At 72.7% G+C, this 16,006-nt stretch carries 12 protein-coding genes; 8 read left to right on the top strand and 4 right to left on the bottom strand.

All coding sequences use genetic code 11. The features are described 5' to 3' along the window. The first annotated feature begins 113 nt into the window (after positions 1–113). The 5 genes from AC2XR2_RS21270 (at position 114) to AC2XR2_RS21250 (ending at position 4,931) form a co-directional block, all read left to right on the top strand. The gene (locus AC2XR2_RS21270; protein ID WP_123761686.1) at positions 114–656 is read left to right on the top strand and encodes an RNA polymerase sigma factor; all 543 of its coding nucleotides are present in this window, start codon (positions 114–116) and stop codon (positions 654–656) included. 29 nt (positions 657–685) lie between these two features. Continuing rightward, entirely contained in the window at positions 686–1,513 is an 828-nt protein-coding gene (locus AC2XR2_RS21265; RefSeq protein WP_491518471.1) for a cupin domain-containing protein, read from the top strand. 133 nt (positions 1,514–1,646) lie between these two features. Beyond that, complete coding sequence (locus tag AC2XR2_RS21260) at positions 1,647–2,507, top strand: ABC transporter ATP-binding protein (protein WP_381300247.1); 861 nt, start codon at positions 1,647–1,649, stop codon at positions 2,505–2,507. After that, positions 2,504–4,045, top strand: a complete 1,542-nt coding sequence (locus tag AC2XR2_RS21255; protein WP_491516005.1) for an ABC transporter permease — start codon at positions 2,504–2,506, stop codon at positions 4,043–4,045. Before AC2XR2_RS21260 ends, AC2XR2_RS21255 begins: the two co-directional genes overlap by 4 nt. A gap of 250 nt (positions 4,046–4,295) precedes the next feature. Continuing rightward, the gene (locus AC2XR2_RS21250) at positions 4,296–4,931 is read left to right on the top strand and encodes an ABC transporter (protein WP_491516004.1); all 636 of its coding nucleotides are present in this window, start codon (positions 4,296–4,298) and stop codon (positions 4,929–4,931) included. A 378-nt stretch (positions 4,932–5,309) separates the two neighbouring features. Here AC2XR2_RS21250 and AC2XR2_RS21245 read toward each other — a convergent pair whose 3' ends face one another. Both AC2XR2_RS21245 and mshD read right to left on the bottom strand, forming a co-directional pair. Next, the gene (locus AC2XR2_RS21245) at positions 5,310–5,675 is read right to left on the bottom strand and encodes a hypothetical protein (RefSeq protein ID WP_491516003.1); all 366 of its coding nucleotides are present in this window, start codon (positions 5,673–5,675) and stop codon (positions 5,310–5,312) included. After that, complete coding sequence (gene mshD, locus AC2XR2_RS21240; protein ID WP_330265966.1) at positions 5,672–6,598, bottom strand: mycothiol synthase; 927 nt, start codon at positions 6,596–6,598, stop codon at positions 5,672–5,674. The genes AC2XR2_RS21245 and mshD overlap by 4 nt, the downstream gene beginning before the upstream one ends. 147 nt (positions 6,599–6,745) lie before the next feature. Here mshD and AC2XR2_RS21235 point away from each other — a divergent pair, with 147 nt between their 5' ends. The 3 genes from AC2XR2_RS21235 to AC2XR2_RS21225 all read left to right on the top strand — a co-directional run bounded on the left by AC2XR2_RS21235 (position 6,746) and on the right by AC2XR2_RS21225 (position 11,967). Next, on the top strand, positions 6,746–8,545 hold the full coding sequence (locus AC2XR2_RS21235) for a bifunctional metallophosphatase/5'-nucleotidase (protein WP_381300243.1): 1,800 nt from the start codon (positions 6,746–6,748) through the stop codon (positions 8,543–8,545). 70 nt (positions 8,546–8,615) lie between these two features. Further along, positions 8,616–9,728 carry an LmeA family phospholipid-binding protein gene (locus AC2XR2_RS21230; RefSeq protein ID WP_491516002.1) on the top strand — a complete coding sequence of 371 codons (1,113 nt, stop codon included), beginning with the start codon at positions 8,616–8,618 and terminating at the stop codon, positions 9,726–9,728. Positions 9,729–10,179: 451 nt separating this feature from the next. Further along, positions 10,180–11,967, top strand: a complete 1,788-nt coding sequence (locus AC2XR2_RS21225; RefSeq protein ID WP_491516001.1) for an ABC transporter ATP-binding protein — start codon at positions 10,180–10,182, stop codon at positions 11,965–11,967. A gap of 75 nt (positions 11,968–12,042) precedes the next feature. Here the strand turns inward: AC2XR2_RS21225 and AC2XR2_RS21220 are convergent, their stop codons facing one another. Together AC2XR2_RS21220 and AC2XR2_RS21215 are read right to left on the bottom strand one after the other, a co-directional pair. After that, positions 12,043–13,806, bottom strand: coding sequence for an immunity 49 family protein (locus tag AC2XR2_RS21220; RefSeq protein ID WP_491516000.1), 1,764 nt, complete (start codon positions 13,804–13,806; stop codon positions 12,043–12,045). Between the two features lie 88 nt (positions 13,807–13,894). Beyond that, positions 13,895–15,952, bottom strand: a complete 2,058-nt coding sequence (locus AC2XR2_RS21215) for a pectinesterase family protein (protein ID WP_491515999.1) — start codon at positions 15,950–15,952, stop codon at positions 13,895–13,897. Positions 15,953–16,006: the final 54 nt, after the last annotated feature.

The following is a 16,006-nucleotide window of genomic DNA, read 5'->3' as shown; positions in this document are numbered from 1 at the left end:
CACCCTTTCACTAATTGAGTAGTGAAAGGGTGGTGGAAGGTGTCCGGGAAAGTCAAGCGTGGTTTTCTCGGAGCCACGTGAACCGGTCGGCGGGGGTCGTCCGATGAGAGGGCGTGAGGGAAACGAGAAGCGACGGGGAGCTGCTGCGGGCCATCGCGGCGGACGGGGACCGGCGCGCCTTCGAGGAGCTGTACCGGCGGTACGCGCCCTGGCTGCTCGCCAGGCTGCGCGGCCGGTGCGCCGATCCGAACCTGGTCGACGACGTCGTACAGGAGACCTTCCTGGCGGTGTGGCGGGGGACCGCCAGGTACCGCGAGGAGGGCGATGTGGCGGGGTGGCTGTGGCGGATCGGGTCGCGGCGGCTGATCGACGCGCTGCGCGGCGACGGGGCGCGGGGGCGGCTCAGGCAGGCCCTGTCCCGGATCCGGCACCGCGACGAGGAGTCCGCGGAGGAACGCGTGCTCGCGGGGGTGGAGCACGGGGACCTGGCGGGCGCCCTCGTCCGGCTCTCACCGGAGCTGCGGGCGGTGCTCCAGGCGACGGTCATCGACGGGCTGACCACCCGCGAGGCCGCCGTCCTGCTGGGCATCCCGCCCGGCACCGTCAAGACCCGGGCGATGCGGGCCCGCAAGCAGCTGCGGGAGGCACTGGCATGAGCACGAGTACCCCCGAGGGAGGTGGCGGCATGACCTGGCATGTGGCCGAGGAAGATCTACGGGCCTACGCCCGGGGCGAGTTGGCCGCCCCCCTGCTCTGGTCCGCCGACACCCACCTGGCCGCCTGCGCCGACTGCCGGGGACTGCTGGCCGGCGTCACCGACCCGGTCGCGCTGGACGCCGGCTGGGAGCGGCTGGACGCCGAACTGGACGCGCCCCGGCCGGGCTGGTTCGAGTCACTGCTGACCCGGGCCGGGCTCGCCGACCACACCGCCCGGCTGCTCATGGCCACACCCGTGCTGCGGCGGTCCTGGCTGGCGGCCGTGGTGTTCCTGCTGCTGGCCACCGTCGGCGTGGTGCACACGGCCGGTTCACCGACCCTGTTCCTCGTCCTCGCCCCGCTGCTGCCCCTGGCCGGCGTCTCGCTGTCGTACGGCCCGGTGCTCGACCCGACGTACGAGATGGCCGTCGTCGCGCCCCTGCACGGCTTCCGGCTGCTGATGATCCGCACGCTCGCCGTGCTGGCCGCGGGGCTCGGCCTCAACGGGCTCGCCACCCTCGCCCTGCCCGACTACGGCCTGCGCGCGCTCGCCTGGCTGCTGCCCGCGCTCGCGCTCACCGGGACCGCCCTCGCCCTCACCCCACGGCTCGGCCCGGTCCTCGCGCCGTCCCTGGTCGGCGGCGCCTGGGTCGCCGTCCTGCTGGCCGCGCAGGCCGCGCAGCAGCCGGACGCCGGTTCGCTCGCGCCGTTCACCGCGGCCGGCCAGGGCGTGGCGGCGGCCGTCGCCACGCTCGCCGCCGGGCTGCTGTTCCTGCTCCGCGACCGCTTCGACCTGTTCAACGGGAGCGCGGAGTGACGGCGGGCCACCTCGGACGCCGCCGCACGACCCGCTTCGATCACGGCGATCGTACGACCGACTTCGATCACGGCGATCACACGATCGCCTCCACCCAGGGGGACCGCATGAACGACCGCCACGGGAGCGCCGCATGACCGACACCGTCTCCGCCTCCGGGCTCTGTCTCCGGTACGGCGGCACCCGTGCCCTCGACGACGTGTCGCTGCGGCTCACGCCCGGTGTGACCGGGCTGCTCGGGCCCAACGGGGCGGGAAAGACGACCCTGTTGCGGGTGCTCGCCACCGCCGTGCCCGCCGACCAGGGCTCGTTCACCGTGCTCGGCCACGACCCCGGCAGCTCGCGCGGCCGCCAGCGGGTCCGCCGCTCGCTCGGCTATCTGCCCCAGACGCCGGGCCTGCACCCGGACTTCAGCGCCTTCGAGTTCGTCGACTACGTGGCGATCCTCAAGGAACTCACCGACCGCGCCGCCCGCCACCGCGAGGTGCGGCGGGTGCTCGCGGAGGTCGACCTGGGGGACGTGCGGGGCAGGCGCATCAAGAAGCTGTCCGGCGGGATGCGGCAGCGGGTCGCGCTGGCCGCCGCGCTCGTCGGGGACCCCGGCTTCCTCGTCCTGGACGAGCCGACCGTCGGCCTCGACCCCGAACAGCGCATGCGGTTCCGGGAGTTGATCGCCCAGGCCGGGGAGGGCCGGACGGTCCTGCTGTCCACCCACCAGACCGAGGACGTGGCGATGCTCTGCCACCGCGTCCTGGTCATGGCCCGCGGCCGCATCCTCTTCGAGGGCACCCCCGCCGAACTGACCGCCCGCGCGGCCGGCCGGGTCTGGAGCAGCACGGAACGCGCCCCGGGCGCGAAGGCGGGCTGGCGCACCGGCACCGGCTCCTTCCGCAACGTGGGCGACCCGCCCGTGGACGCCGAGCTCCTCGAACCCACCCTGGAGGACGGCTACTTGCTCACCCTGGACGACGTGGGCGCGGAGGCGGCGGCGTGAGCGTGCTGACGGAGACGGTGGCCGACACCGCCGTACACGAAGAGGATCCGCGGCGGTCGTGGGCGGCTGTCGTCCAGCTCGCCCGCTTCGAGGCGCGGGACCTGCTGCGCTACCTCCCGGTGGTCGCGACGCTGCTGCTGTACGTCGGCTGGACCGCCTGGACGCTGTTCCACTCCGAGGACGGCATGGACGCCTTCCCGGCCCTCCAGGACGTCGACCGGGACACCCAGACCGGGCCGCTGCTGCTGGGGATCGCCCTGTTCGTGTGCGTCAACCGGTGCACGCTGCGCTCCCGGCGGCGCGGGACCGACCGGCAGTTCGACGTGCTGGTCGTGGAGCCGTGGCGGCGGACGGTCGCGCACGTCCTGTCGGTGGTGCCCTACGCGGTCCTCACCGCGCTGGTCGCGCTCGGCGAGTTCACCCGGCAGGCCCTCAGGCCCGGTGCGGTGGGCCACGGCTCGCCGGCCGAACTGGCCGTGGGGCCGCTGTACGTGCTGCTGTGCGGTGCGCTCGGGGTGCTGCTGGCCCGGCTGGTGCCGAGCGTGTTCGCGGCGCCGGTCGCCGTGATCGGTCTCTTCGTCCTGAGCGTGTTCGTCTCCGCGGGCACCGGTGATGCGGAGTGGTCGCGGTGGCTGTCGCCGGTCGTGGACGAGACGAGCGGCTCCACGGTGCTCCCCTCGGACCTCGTCGGCCGCCCGGCGGCCTGGCACGCGCTGTATCTGACGGGCCTGATCCTGCTGGTGGCGCTCGGCGCGGTGCTGGTGAGCGGGGGCCGCGGGCGGTATGTGCGGGCCGGTGCGGCGGGTGCGCTGGCGCTGACGCTGGTCGGGGCGGTGGCTCAGTCCGGGGGCGTCTCGCCGGAGCTTTCGGCCGCGCGGGAGCGGGCCTCGGTCTCCCCGCAGCGCGACCAGTCGTGCGTGCGGCGGGCCGGCTCGACGTACTGCGCCTTCCCCGAGTGGTCCGGCCGCGCGGGCGACTGGGCACGGGTCGTGGACCGCGTCCGGTCCCTGGCCGGGGGTACGGCAGCCCGGCAGCCCGTTCTCGTACGGCAGCGGGTCGAGGCGCGGTACGGGCTCAGCGGCGACTCGGCGATCCCTCCGCTGACCACGCCGGGGCAGGTGACCGTCGGCACCCGTTGGGGCGGCAACCGGGTCCCCGAGTTCGCGGTCGGGGTCGCGTCCGTGCTGGTCACCGGGGCCGAGTCGAAGGGCGGTGAGGTGTGCGACGGGCGGGTGGTCACCGTCATGTGGCTCGCCCTGGGCGGATCCGCCCACCCGTTGGCCGACCTCGCGGACGCTCGCATCGACGACAGCGTCACCGGCGCGGCGACGGTGCTCGCCCCGACCGACGGGCTGTCCATGTCGGCCGCCCAGACCGACGTCGTACGGGAACTGCTGGACCGTCCGCGCGACGAGGTGACGGCGAGCGTGAAGCGGAACTGGACCGACCTGACGGCTTCCGGGGTCACGACGAGCCGGGTGGCGCAGCTGCTGGGGGTCGAGGCACCGAAGGGGGAGAAGGACTGTGCCGACGAGTGACGGAAGCCGTGAGGGGCGGGGCGGTCGCCGGGTTGTGGGCGGGAGCGGGGTTCGGGCGGTGACGCCGGTCGGGGAGGAGGAGCGGGCTCGGACGGGGCGTGGGGGTGCGGTGGCCGGGGGACGGCGGCGGGGTTTCGGCGTGCGCCGGGGGGACGGGCCGGGGCGGTGGAGTTCCGGCGCCGGCCGCGGGGACGGGGCCGGGCCGTGGGGCTCCGGTGGGAGTCGCGGCGATGGGGCGGGGTGGGGTGGTGTGAGTCGTGGGCTCGTCGGGGCCGTGGGGCGGACCGTGCCGTGGCGGGTGGTCGGGGGTGGTGCGGTCGTGGGGCTGTTGGTCGTCGGGGTGCCGCGGCTGTTGGTCGGGGAGATGGACGGGTGGCTCGGGCTCAACCTCCTGCGGGCCGCCGCGCTCGTCTTCTCGCTGGGGCTGGCCTTCCTCCTGGACGACCCGGCCCGGCAGCTCACCACCCCCGTACCCACCCGGCGTTGGACTCGGACCGGCCTGCGCATCGCGTTGGTGGCCCCGGTCGCCACGGTGTGGTGGACGGCCGCGCTGCTCCTCGTACCGGCACCGGCCCGGCCCCCGCTCGGCCCGGTCACCCTGGAGGCCGGGACCACGGCCGCCCTCGCCCTGGCCGCCGCGGCCGCGGCCGTCCGCTTCACGGACGAACCCGAGCCGGGCCCGTCGGTGGCGGCGGGTCTGCTGACCCTCGCCCTCCTCGCCCCGGCCCTGCTCCCGTCCCGCTGGGACCTGTTCGTCCCACCCGAGGACCCCTCCTGGACGGCGGCGCATGTGCGCTGGGCCGTGGTGCTGACGGCGGCCGTCCTTGCCGGGGTGGCCTGTGCGCCGGAGCCGGTGCGGGGGTTGCGGGCGCGGGTGGTGTCGTGAGGGGTGGGCGGGGCGGAGGCCGTGGGTGTCCTGGGCGGCGGCGCATCTGTGGTGGGCCGTGGTGCTGACGGCGGCCGTCCTTGCCGGGGTGGCCTGTGCGCCGGAGCCGGTGCGGGGGTTGCGGGCGCGGGTGGTGTCGTGAGGGGTGGGCGGGGCGGAGGCCGTGGGTGTCCTGGGCGGCGGCGCATCTGTGGTGGGCCGTGGTGCTGACGGCGGCCGTCCCTGCCTGGGTGGCCTGTACGCCAGAGTGGGTGCGTGGCCTGAGACGATCCCGCGCGACAGCGCCGGGGTGACGCGTGCTCGGGTGGTGCGGTGCGGGGCGATCGGGGTGACGCGTGCTCGGGTGGTGCGGTGTCGGGCGACCGGGGTGACGTGGGGTCAAGTGGTGCCGTACCGGCCCACCGGGCAGCTCCAGCCCCCGCCCGCCGGGTCCGTCCAGAGCGCGACTCCGTCGACGACATCCGCCCGGGCCGGGCGCTCCGTGCCGGGGACGACCGGCAGGCCGATGGCGTACAGCTCGACGTAGGCGTCCGGGATGCGGTCGGCGAGGGCGCGGAGGAGCTCGGCCTCGGGGAGCGCCGGGTTCACGCCGAAGCCGACGCCCATCCCGTCCTCGTCCGTCAGCAGCACCTCCACCCAGCCCTCGTCGAGGGGCGAGCAGGACACGGCCGGAGTCGCGGGCGCCCCGGCCGACAGGTCGGCGAGGACCAGCGCCACGAGTTCGCTCAGCCTCACCGGGCTCACGTCTCCGTGCGGTACATCAGGTCCGTCTCGTACGTCGTGAAACCGAGCCGTTCGTACACCGACACCGCCGCCTTGTTGTCGGCGTCGACGTACAGCATCGCCGTGGGCAGCCCCTGCGCGGCCAGGTGGCGCAGCCCGATCGTGGTGAGGGCCTTGCCGAGGCCGCCGCCCTGGGTGCCGGGGCGGACGCCCAGGACGTAGACCTCGCCGAGCTGTTCCGCCGCGTGGACCTTGGTCCAGTGGAAGCCGACCAACTCGCCCTCCCGGAAGGCCAGGAAGAAGCCCGCCGGGTCGAACCAGGGCTCGGACTTGCGGTCGTCGAGGTCGCGTTGGGTCAGGGAGCCCTGTTCCGGATGGTGGGCGAACGCGGCCGCGTTCACCGCGAGCCACGCGGTGTCGTCCTCGCCGGGGACGAAGGCACGGACCGTCACGTCGGCGGGCAGCACCGGGTCGGGCAGCTCCAGGCCGGCCAGGGGGCGCCGCATCTGCCGTAGCTCGCGGAAGAGGGTCAGGCCGAGGACCTGGGCGAGATGGCGGGCCGCGCTGTGGCCGCCGTGGGCCCACACCCGCAGCCGCTTGCCGGAGGCGGCGAGGAGCGCCGAGCCCAGCGCACGGCCGTGACCGTGGCCGCGGTGCCCGGGGCGGACGACCAGCTCCGCCGCCGGCGCCTCCACCGGGTCGGTGTCCTCCAGCTGCGCGTAGCCGACCAGTTCGTCGCCGACGTACAGGAGCAGATGGGACACGCCCTCGCGCCCGCCGCCCCGCAGTTGCAGCCGGCCCTGCTCGGACACCGCCTGCTGGCCGTCGGCCTGTGCGGCCTCGGTGAGGAGGCCGAGAACCGCCTCGGTCTGGTCCGGGGAGAGCGCCGTGAGGGTCTCGATGGAGCGGGCGGTGCCGGGGTGTGCGATGTCGTCGCTGGTCATGGCTACGAGGGTAAGGGGAGGCCGGGGCAAAGCGGCGGCAAAGAAGCAACCAGGATGTAACCACGAAACCCCTGTCGCGCTACGCGCGTTGACCCTAGGCTGCGCCGGAACGGGGGGCACTCTCACATCCGGAACACAGGGGGGCGCATGCCAGCCATGTCCCAGCAGCAGAACAGCCACAGACGTATGTACCGCCTCGTGGCCGCGGCCGCCGGTCTCGCCACCGTCGGCGCGCTCGCCGCCGCGCTGCCCGCCGGCGCGCACGACAGCCGGCACGGCAAGCCGCTGCCGAGCCGGTACCAGGACGTCCAGCTGCTGTCCTTCAACGACCTGCACGGCAACCTGGAGCCGCCGTCCGGCTCCTCGGGCCGGGTCACCGAACTCCAGGCGGACGGGACCACGAAGACCATCGACGCCGGCGGTGTCGAGTACCTCGCCACCCATCTGCGGGAGGCGCGCAAGGGGAACGCCTACTCCGTCACCGCCGCCGGTGGTGACATGGTCGGTGCCTCGCCCCTCATCTCGGGTCTCTTCCACGACGAGCCGACCATCGAGGCGCTGAACAAGCTCGACCTGGATGTGACGAGCGTCGGCAACCACGAGTTCGACGAGGGCGCGAAGGAACTGGGCCGGCTGCAGAACGGCGGCTGCCACCCCACCGCCGGCTGCTACACCGACAAGAAGTTCGAGGGCGCCGACTTCCCCTACCTCGCCGCGAACGTCCTGGACGAGAAGACCGGCCGGCCGATCCTCAAGCCGTACTGGGTGTGGAAGAAGAAGGACGTCAAGGTCGGCTTCATCGGCGTCACCCTGGAGGACACCCCGGGTGTCGTCTCCGCCGAGGGCGTCAAGGGCCTGAAGTTCAAGGACGAGGTCGAGACGATCAACAAGTACGCCCGCGTGCTCCAGAAGCAGGGCGTGAAGTCGATCGTGGCCCTCATCCACGAGGGCGGCCAGCCCGCCTCGGGCTCCTACAACTACAACTGCGACTCCCCGGGCCCGGGCGACGGCATCTCCGGCCCGATCGTGGACATCGCGAAGAACATCTCGCCGTCCGTGGACGCGCTGGTCACCGGCCACACCCACGCCGCGTACGTGTGCACGATCCCCGACCCGTCGGGCAAGCCCCGCATGGTGACCTCGGCCGCCTCCTTCGGCCGGCTCTACACGGACACCACGCTGACGTACGACCGCTTCACCGGCGACATCGCCCGTACGTCCGTGAAGTCGGCGAACCACGTGGTCACCCGGACCGTCCCCAAGGCGCCGGACATGACCGAGCTGATCGGCAGGTGGAACACCCTCGCGGCGCCCATCGGCAACCGCGCGATCGGCTACATCTCCGCCGACATACCCAGCACCGGCACCGAGTCGCCCATGGGTGACCTCATCGCCGACGCCCAACTCGCCCACGGCAGGAAGCTCGACGCCGGGACCGACCTCGCGCTGATGAACCCGGGCGGGGTCCGCGCGGGCCTCACCTACGCGGCCAAGGGGACCGAGGGCGACGGCGTGGTGACCTACGCCGAGGGCTTCACCGTGCAGCCCTTCTCCAACACCGTGAACCTCCAGGACTTCACCGGCGCCCAGCTGATCAAGGTGCTCCAGGAGCAGGTGAGCGGCCCGAACGCGGCCTCGCCGAAGATCCTGCTGCCGTCCGCCAACCTCACCTACACGCTCGACCTGACGAAGACCGGCGCGGACCGGATCGTCGTCGACTCGGTGCGGCTGGACGGTGCGGCCATCGACCCGGCGGCCACCTACCGCGTCGCGACCAACAGCTTCCTCGCGGGCGGCGGTGACGGCTTCACCACCCTGGGCCAGGGCACCAACGACCTCGTGGGCAGCGACGACCTGGCCGCGCTCGTGGACTACCTGACGGCCAACTCGTCGGCGAGCAGCCCGATCGCCCCGCCGGCGGCGAACCGGATCACGGTCGTCAAGTAGACCGTGAGCTGAGTCGCACCGCCCGGGCGGAGGTTGCGGGTGGGGGGCCCACGCATGATCGGATGGATCGATGCGTTCCCCCCACCCCGTACCCACGCATCCCCACCCGTACGAAGCACCTCCGGCCCCGCCGACCCACCGCCGCACCAGGCGGCGGGGCCGGCGGGGCCGCTTCGCGTTCGCGGTGAAGGCGGTCGCCTCCCTGGCCGTGCTCGCCGCCTTCCTCACCCTCGCCGACCGCTGGGCCGTGCTGTACGCCGAGCACCGGGCCGCGGACACCCTCAAGCAGCGGCTACGGCTGACCGCGGCGCCCGAGGTCGAGATCGGCGGCTTCCCCTTCCTGACCCAACTCGCCGACCGGCGCCTGGAGTCGGTGCAGGTGACCGTGCCGGACGTGGCCGCCGACCGGGTCACGCTGGCCGCGGTGTCGGCGACCGGCCGGGACATCCGGCTCGACGGCGACGGGCCGACCTCCGTGCGCGGGGCGCGGGTTCCCGAACTGCACGGTGACGTCCTGCTCTCCTTCGCCGACATGAACCGTGAACTCGGCGCGTCCCAGGTGACGTTCACCGGCGCGGCGCGGGACCGGGTCGCCGTCCGCGGCACTCTCCCGGTTGCCGGGCACGATCTGCGGCTGCGGGCCGATGTGCGGGTGGCGCGGGACGGGCGGCGGGGGGTGGACACCCGGATCGGCGGGATACGCCTGGACATCGGGGACCTGGCGACCTACCGGCCCGGCACCCGGCCCTCCGAGGGCCTGCATCTGACGCCGGCGTCCGCGGCGGCCCTGGCCCGCGAGACCCGCAAGGCCCGGGCCCTGCTGGCGGTTCCGTCCGTCGTGCGGGCGCTCGGCGTGCCGGACGCGACCGTGCGTGAGGCGCAGCGCTCGGACACCGCGCTGGCCCGGCTGACCGGCCGCCCCGAGTTCGTACGGCAGGCCCTGCGGCTCAACCTCCTCGACCTGGCCCTCGCCCACCCCGAGCTGCTGGCCCGCCTGGGCCTGGACCCGGCGCTCCTCGACGCCCTCTCCCACCTGACCCGCCCGGCCCTGGCCGACCGACTCTCCCTCGCCTTCCGGCTGCCGGAGCCACCCAGCGGAGAGCTGCGCCTGCGGGACGTGCGGGTGGAGAGGGACGGCATCAGAGTCCGGATCACGGGCTCCGCGCTGGCCGTCGGCTCATAGGGAACGCACAGTCAGTCTTATTGAGGTCTAAGGCCGGATCGCCTTTTCGGCGGCGGGAGTGCCGTAGTGTTTTCCATGTCGACAGCGAACGACGCAAACGCAAAGGAGAACACTCCTGAGCCTTGCTGAATAGCCCTTAAGGACTGACACAGGATTTACTTACGTAAATCAAAACAAGTCAAAGGTAATGACAGGGAGAAATTCATGAGCTTCCACAAGATCGCCCCGGTGAAGAAGACCCGCAAGCCCGCTCCGGCCCCGAAGAAGGCCCCCGCGCCGAAGAAGCACGCGCCGAAGCGCCGCCCGGTCGCCCACAAGGGCTGAGGCGGGTCACCGCGAGGCGGGGCCACCGGCCGGCGAGCGTGTCTCGCCCCGGGGGCCCCGCCTCGGCCTGTTCCCGAGCCTGATCCCCACCCGAGCCTGTTTCCGGCCCCGGAAGGAGTCGCTGAGCATGAGGGAAGTCCGTGCGGCCTTCCGCCGCTTCTGGCCGCTGACCCGCGGCGACCGCAAGTGGCTGGCGGCGATCGTCGCCTGCGTGGTGGTGTCCGCGCTCGCCGAGACCGCCGCGATCCTGCTGTTCGCGGAACTCACCGACACCGCCCTGAAGGCCGGTTCGCTCTCCGCCTTCTGGGGCCCGGCCGGAGCCTGGCTCGCCGTCGCCGCGCTCGGCGCCCTCGTCGGCTACCTCGGCAACTCGCTCGCGACCTGGACCGCCGAGAGATTCGTACTGCGCCTGCGCGCGAAGGTCTTCCGGCACGTCCAGGACCTGCCCCCGCACTTCTTCCAGCGGCACCGCCGGGGCGACCTGGTCGAACGCCTCACCGGTGACGTCGAGGCCATCGAGCAGATGGTCGTGTCCGGCGTGGTCGGCACCGTCGCCGCCGCCTTCTCGGCCGTCTTCTACTCGGCGGCCGCCCTGTACCTGCGCTGGGACCTGGCGCTCGCCACCTTCGTCCTCGCGCCCCTGTTCCTGTTCGCCGCGCGCCGCTTCTCCGGCCGTATCAAGGAGGCCTCGCAGGACGAGCGGGTCGCCGACGGCGCGATCACCTCGGTGGTCGAGGAGTCACTGGGCAACGTCGTGCTGACCCAGGCGTACAACCGCCGCCGCGACGAGGAGCGGCGTCTCGACCGCGAGGCCCGCGCCTGGCTGCGGGCGTCGGTCCGCGGTGCCCGACTCGGCGAGATGTACGAACAGTTCGTCGAGGTCGTCGAGACGCTCTGCGTGCTCGCCGTGATCGGCCTCGGCGTCTGGGAGATCTCGGCCGACCGCATGACCCTCGGTCAGCTCCTCGCCTTCGCCGCCTTCATCGGCTACCTGTACCCACCGGTCCGCAACCTCGGTCAGCTCGGCCTCACCCTCACCGCGGCCACCGCGGGCGCCCAGCGCCTGAACGAGATCCTGGACGCCGAGCCCTCGGTCTGCGACCCGGCCGAACCCGTCCCCGCCTGGCCGGTGCACGGCTGGGTCGGCTTCCACGGCGTCGGCTTCCGCTACCCGGCGGCCACCAGGGACTCCCTGCGAGACGTCTCCTTCTCGACCGCCCCCGGCGAACTGGTGATCATCACGGGCCCGAGCGGCGCCGGCAAGTCCACCCTGTCCAAGCTCCTCACCCGCTTCTACGACCCCTCCGCGGGCGTGATCACCCTGGACGGCGTCCCGCTCACCCAGCTGAACCTGGAGTTCCTGCGCGAGCAGATCGCCCTGCTCCCGCAGGAGACGCTGATCCTGTGCGGCACGATCCGCGAGAACATCGGGGCCGGCCGGCCCGGCGCGAGCGACGAGGAGATCGAGCGGGCGGCCCGTGCGGCCGCGGCCCACGACTTCGTCACCGCCCTCCCCGAGGGCTACGACACCGGGATCGCCCCCGGCACGGCGGCCCTGTCCGGCGGCCAGCTCAAGCGGATCACCATCGCCCGCGCGATGCTCCGCGCCGCTCCCGTCCTGATCCTCGACGAACCCACCGCCGGCCTCGACTCGGTCGCCGCCCGCCAGGTGGTCCAGCCCCTGCGCCGCCTGATGTCGGGCCGTACGACCATCATGATCACCCACGATCTGAGCCTGGCCCCGGACGCGGACCGGATCCTGGTCGTGGACGGCGGCCACCTGGTGGAGTCCGGCACCCACACGGAACTGCTGTCCCAACGCGGCACGTACGCCCGCCTGCTGGGCCCGCTCCCGGAGGAGACGATGGTGCTGCGCAGGCTGCCGGCCGACACGTCGGGTCCCCGCGGCTGCTGAGGCTCCGGCTCCGTCCGCCCCGCTTCGGGCCGGTGACCGCCTCACCGATCTCGAGACCAGGTCGCCCGGTCGGTGTCAGAACGGCTCGGCCGCTCGCAGGATGCGCTCCGGCAGATACGGCGACCGCACCCTGATCTCCCAGCCCCTTCTGCGCGCATGGCAGGTCAGGGCCAGCAGGTCGACGCCGAGGGCGGCGTCGGGGCCGGTCGCGCGGTCGCCGACGGCGTAGTGGTCGCGGTGGGCCGCCAGGGCGTCCAGGAGGGCCAGGTTGAAGCTCTCCGCGTCGCCCTCCACCAGCTGGGAGAACAGGACCGCGGGCGGTGGCAGGACACCCTGCTCACGGGCCTTCTCGGCGTCCCGCAGCGCCTGGTCGGTGGCCGGCTCGGGATCCTCACCGCGCAGATAGGTGTGCAGCGCCCGCCGGTAGGAGGCCGTCAGGGAGCGGTCCGGCCCGACCCGCTCCGGCCCCGCCAGCACCAGCGGCGCCAGATGCTCCCGCCGGCCCGTGATCAGCGCGAGGTGCACCGCCCGGTGCCACGCCCCCGCCCCGGCGTCCTCATCCCGGCAGGCAGGGAACGTCACGGTGGCCCCGTCGATCGTCACCGCCACCTCGCTCCCCGGCTCCGCCAGGGTGGTCCGGAACAGCGCCGCCCCCAGCTCGGCGGCCAGCCGCAGGTTCTCCAGCTGGGCGTCGCTCGCGTCGGCCGCCTGCCCGGCACGGGCCTTGAAGAGCAGCTCCTGGTAGGTGAGGGCGTACGCCAGCTCGAAGGTGTCGAGCGACTTGCCCGGCACCGGGGTGATGGCGTCCCGCGTGTACCGCTCGAACTGCTCCTCGCTGTCCGGATGCAGCGGACGCGGCTCCAGCGGCCGCCCGAACTCCACCACCCCGGCGACGAGTTCGGCCATCGCGTCGGGGCGCCGGTCCCGGCCGTAGGGGCCCACCCGAGGCGGCGCGGCATCGAAGCCGATGACCAGCGCGTCCGGCAGATAGTCGGTGTCGGCGGCCGGCGGCCACCCCTCGTGCCGGTACGCCAGCGCCGTCAGCGCGATCGGCAGCAGCGGAAGCAGACTGCCCGGCCGCGCTCCGGGCCCTGGGGTCTCGGACAGCGGCCGCAGCAGTCGTACGACCGCATCGCCGAACCCCTCCCGGTCGCCCGCCGCGAGCGCGCACAGCGCCTGGAGGCCGATGCCGTACGGCTCGTCGGTGAGCTGCTCGCCGGTCTCGGCGGCGAGGGCCCTCACCCGGTCGAGTGCCGCGTCGAGCGCGGCGAGCTTCTGCTCGGGTGAGGGCGGGAAGGTGACGTCCTCGTCGGCGGTGTCGCCGAGGACGTACGCCAGGAAGCCGTTGATCAGCTCGGCGTCGGGCCGCCCCGAACGGCCCTGTTGGGGTGCCTCGCGGGCGAAGTGGAAGGCCTCGCCGTGCCATTGGGTCTTCTCGACGAGGATCGCCAGGCAGAAGGCGTCCAGCCAGGTGGCCGCCGTGACCGGCTCGGGGGTGCCGCCGGGTTCGCGGTCGTAGACGATGCCCCAGTTCGGGTAGGTGAGGAAGACCTCGAAGTGGTCGCGGGGGAAGTACGCCGCGTACGCCACTGCGCCGGCCGCCGCCTCGGCCGCGTCCTCCAGGACCGCCTTCGCCTCGGGCGTGCGGAGGTCGGGGGCCCGTACCGAGAGCGCGCCGAGGTACTCGACGAACTCCTGGGCGATCAGCCACCACTCCCACGCCGTCACCGGGCCGGCCTTGGCCATGGAGTGGACCTGCGAACCGATCCTGTTCGCGAAGTCCTCCCGCACCGCCGAAACGGCCGCCTCACCGACCCGATGCCTGTCGATACGCACCATGTCCCGCTCCCCCGTCCGACCGTCGATCTACGGAAACCAGCGTAGGTCGAGGGTCTGACAGAGGAGCGGAGGTCCGGGAAACGGCAGGTCAGGCCGCGGTCGGGGTCCAGTCGCCCAGCCAGTCCGCGATCTCCTGGCCGGTGGCCTGAGCGTCGGTCAGCTGGGGCCGGTCGGCGGAGGCCGCGCCCGAGCCCGCGCCGGTGTTCTTGTACTCCGCGAACCGGTCGTCCTTCCACGAGAAGCCGCTCATGTCGGTCCACGGCGTGGACCTGATCGCGGCGCTCAGCGAGGTGTTGCGGACCGTGGTCTGCGGGTCGAGGCTCGCGTCACCGCCGGCGTGCCAGGGCCGCCCGAGGTAGAAGCTCGCCGCGGAGACGTCCCCGTTGACCGTCGAGTTGGCGATCAGGATGCCCTTGCGGTTCGCGACGGTGCTGGGCGCGGTGACGTAGCCGGCCGAGGAGCCGTCCCAGCGCTTCTTCAGTGTGATGACGGACTTGTCGATCACGGCGGTGGCCCGCCCGAAGATGAAGTCGACGTTGCCGATGACGTAGGAGTTCGTCATGTAGACGCGGCCCAGCTTGTCCTTGGCCGCGGTGTCCACGAGCAGCGTGTCCTGGTCGCCGCTGACGATGACGCCGTCCAGGAACACCTTGTCGGCGGCGGTGCGCAGCGCGACGGCCTGCTGGGCGATGTTCTGGTGGGCCTTCTCGTCGAAGTCGTTGGAGATCGTCAGGTTGCGGGCCTGGAAGTCGTCGGCCTCGACGGCGACGGTGGCGCTGCCGCCGGTGCCGTAGGTGCCCGAGCCGTCGGGCTTCGGCGTGCCGGACGCGTTGTTGTAGACGATCACCGTGTCGTTGCGGCTGCCGCCCGAGCCCTGGATGGTGACGTGCGGCTTGTTGGAGGGCACCTTGACGAGTTCGCGGTACGTCCCCGGCTTGACCGAAATGACCACGCGCGAGGGGTTGCCCGCGGGCACGGCGTTCACCGCGGCCTGCACGGTCGCGTACTGCCCGCTGCCGTCCTTGGCGACGGTGAGTGTGGTCGCGGCGGCGGCCTTGGTGCTGGTGGCCGTCGTACCGATCGAACTGCGCGGCCCCGCACCGGACTTGAGCAGGGCGGGGATGTCCGCCGTCTTGTCGAGGGTGTACGCGTAGTAGCTCTTCGGATCGAAGGCCGTACCCCCGCTCTCGTTGCGCCCGCTGGTCCCGACGAAGGTGTTGCCCTTCTGGACGATGGTCGCGGTGCTGTCCTTGATGACGGGGTTCTTGACGCCCTGGAACCAGGAGTTCTCCAGGACCATCTTGGTCGCGCCGCGCGAGTAGTTGCCGTAGGAGGAGTTGATGTCCGTCCCGGCCACGTCCTCGAGGAAGTTGTTGTAGAGGTGCGCGTGGGCGGCGTTGTCCGTCGACGGGTTGCGCTGCTCGGTCTCACGGATCCAGTTGTGGTGGATGGTGATGTCGGTGACGACGTTCTCCGTCCAGCCGATGCCGAACGCCTTGTTGTCCTGGCTGAGTTTGTTCCAGGAGACCGTCACATAGGTGCTGTCCTTGCGGACGTCGATGAGCCCGTCGGCCATGTGCCGCAGGTCGTTGTGGTCGATCCACACATGGTGGGCGCCGTCCATCTGGATGGCGTCGAAGTCGTGTTCCTTGTCGTTCCACACGCCCTGGTACGCGTCCCGGATGGTGAGGTTCCGGATGATCACGTTGTGCACACCGGCGCCGAGGAAGAACCCGCCGCCGACGATCTGCCCGGAGGTCCCGGACCCGACGATGGTCTTGTCCGAGGCGACCTTGATCTCTTTCCCGACCGGGTTCATGTCGATGGTGGCCGCGACGACGATGACGTACGGCTCGCTCGCGGTCGCGTACTTCTCCAGATCGGCGAGCGTCCGCACGGTGACGATCTGACCGTCGCGGCCGCCGTAAGTGCCGTTCTGCCCGAGGGCGTTGACCGACGCGAACCCGTCCGCGGTGGCGGTGGCCCAGGCGGGAGCGGCGGCGGGGGTGGCGGCGGACGCCGGGGACTGCGCCCCCGGCACCAGCCCGTAGCCCATGACGCCGGCGGCGCTCAGAGCCAGGGGAACACCGACGACGAGGGCCGTCTTCCTGCGGCGATGGCGCGCCTTGCCACTGATCTCACTCATGCGCAATCCGTTCCGTGCGGGGGGTAGGGACCGCAGAGCAGTCGCCGCCCCCCG

Source organism: Streptomyces sp. LS-MS-L19, assembly GCF_058382285.1.
This window is presented reverse-complemented; position numbering and strand designations above follow the sequence as displayed.

Coding starts and splice junctions, on each gene's coding strand:
- AC2XR2_RS21225 (WP_491516001.1), top strand. CDS start 10,180: ATGAGGGAAGTCCGTGCGGCCTTCCGCCGCTTCTGGCCGCTGACCCGC.
- AC2XR2_RS21230 (WP_491516002.1), top strand. CDS start 8,616: ATGCGTTCCCCCCACCCCGTACCCACGCATCCCCACCCGTACGAAGCA.
- AC2XR2_RS21235 (WP_381300243.1), top strand. CDS start 6,746: ATGCCAGCCATGTCCCAGCAGCAGAACAGCCACAGACGTATGTACCGC.
- AC2XR2_RS21215 (WP_491515999.1), bottom strand. CDS start 15,952: ATGAGTGAGATCAGTGGCAAGGCGCGCCATCGCCGCAGGAAGACGGCC.
- mshD (WP_330265966.1), bottom strand. CDS start 6,598: ATGACCAGCGACGACATCGCACACCCCGGCACCGCCCGCTCCATCGAG.
- AC2XR2_RS21265 (WP_491518471.1), top strand. CDS start 686: ATGACCTGGCATGTGGCCGAGGAAGATCTACGGGCCTACGCCCGGGGC.
- AC2XR2_RS21260 (WP_381300247.1), top strand. CDS start 1,647: ATGACCGACACCGTCTCCGCCTCCGGGCTCTGTCTCCGGTACGGCGGC.
- AC2XR2_RS21220 (WP_491516000.1), bottom strand. CDS start 13,806: ATGGTGCGTATCGACAGGCATCGGGTCGGTGAGGCGGCCGTTTCGGCG.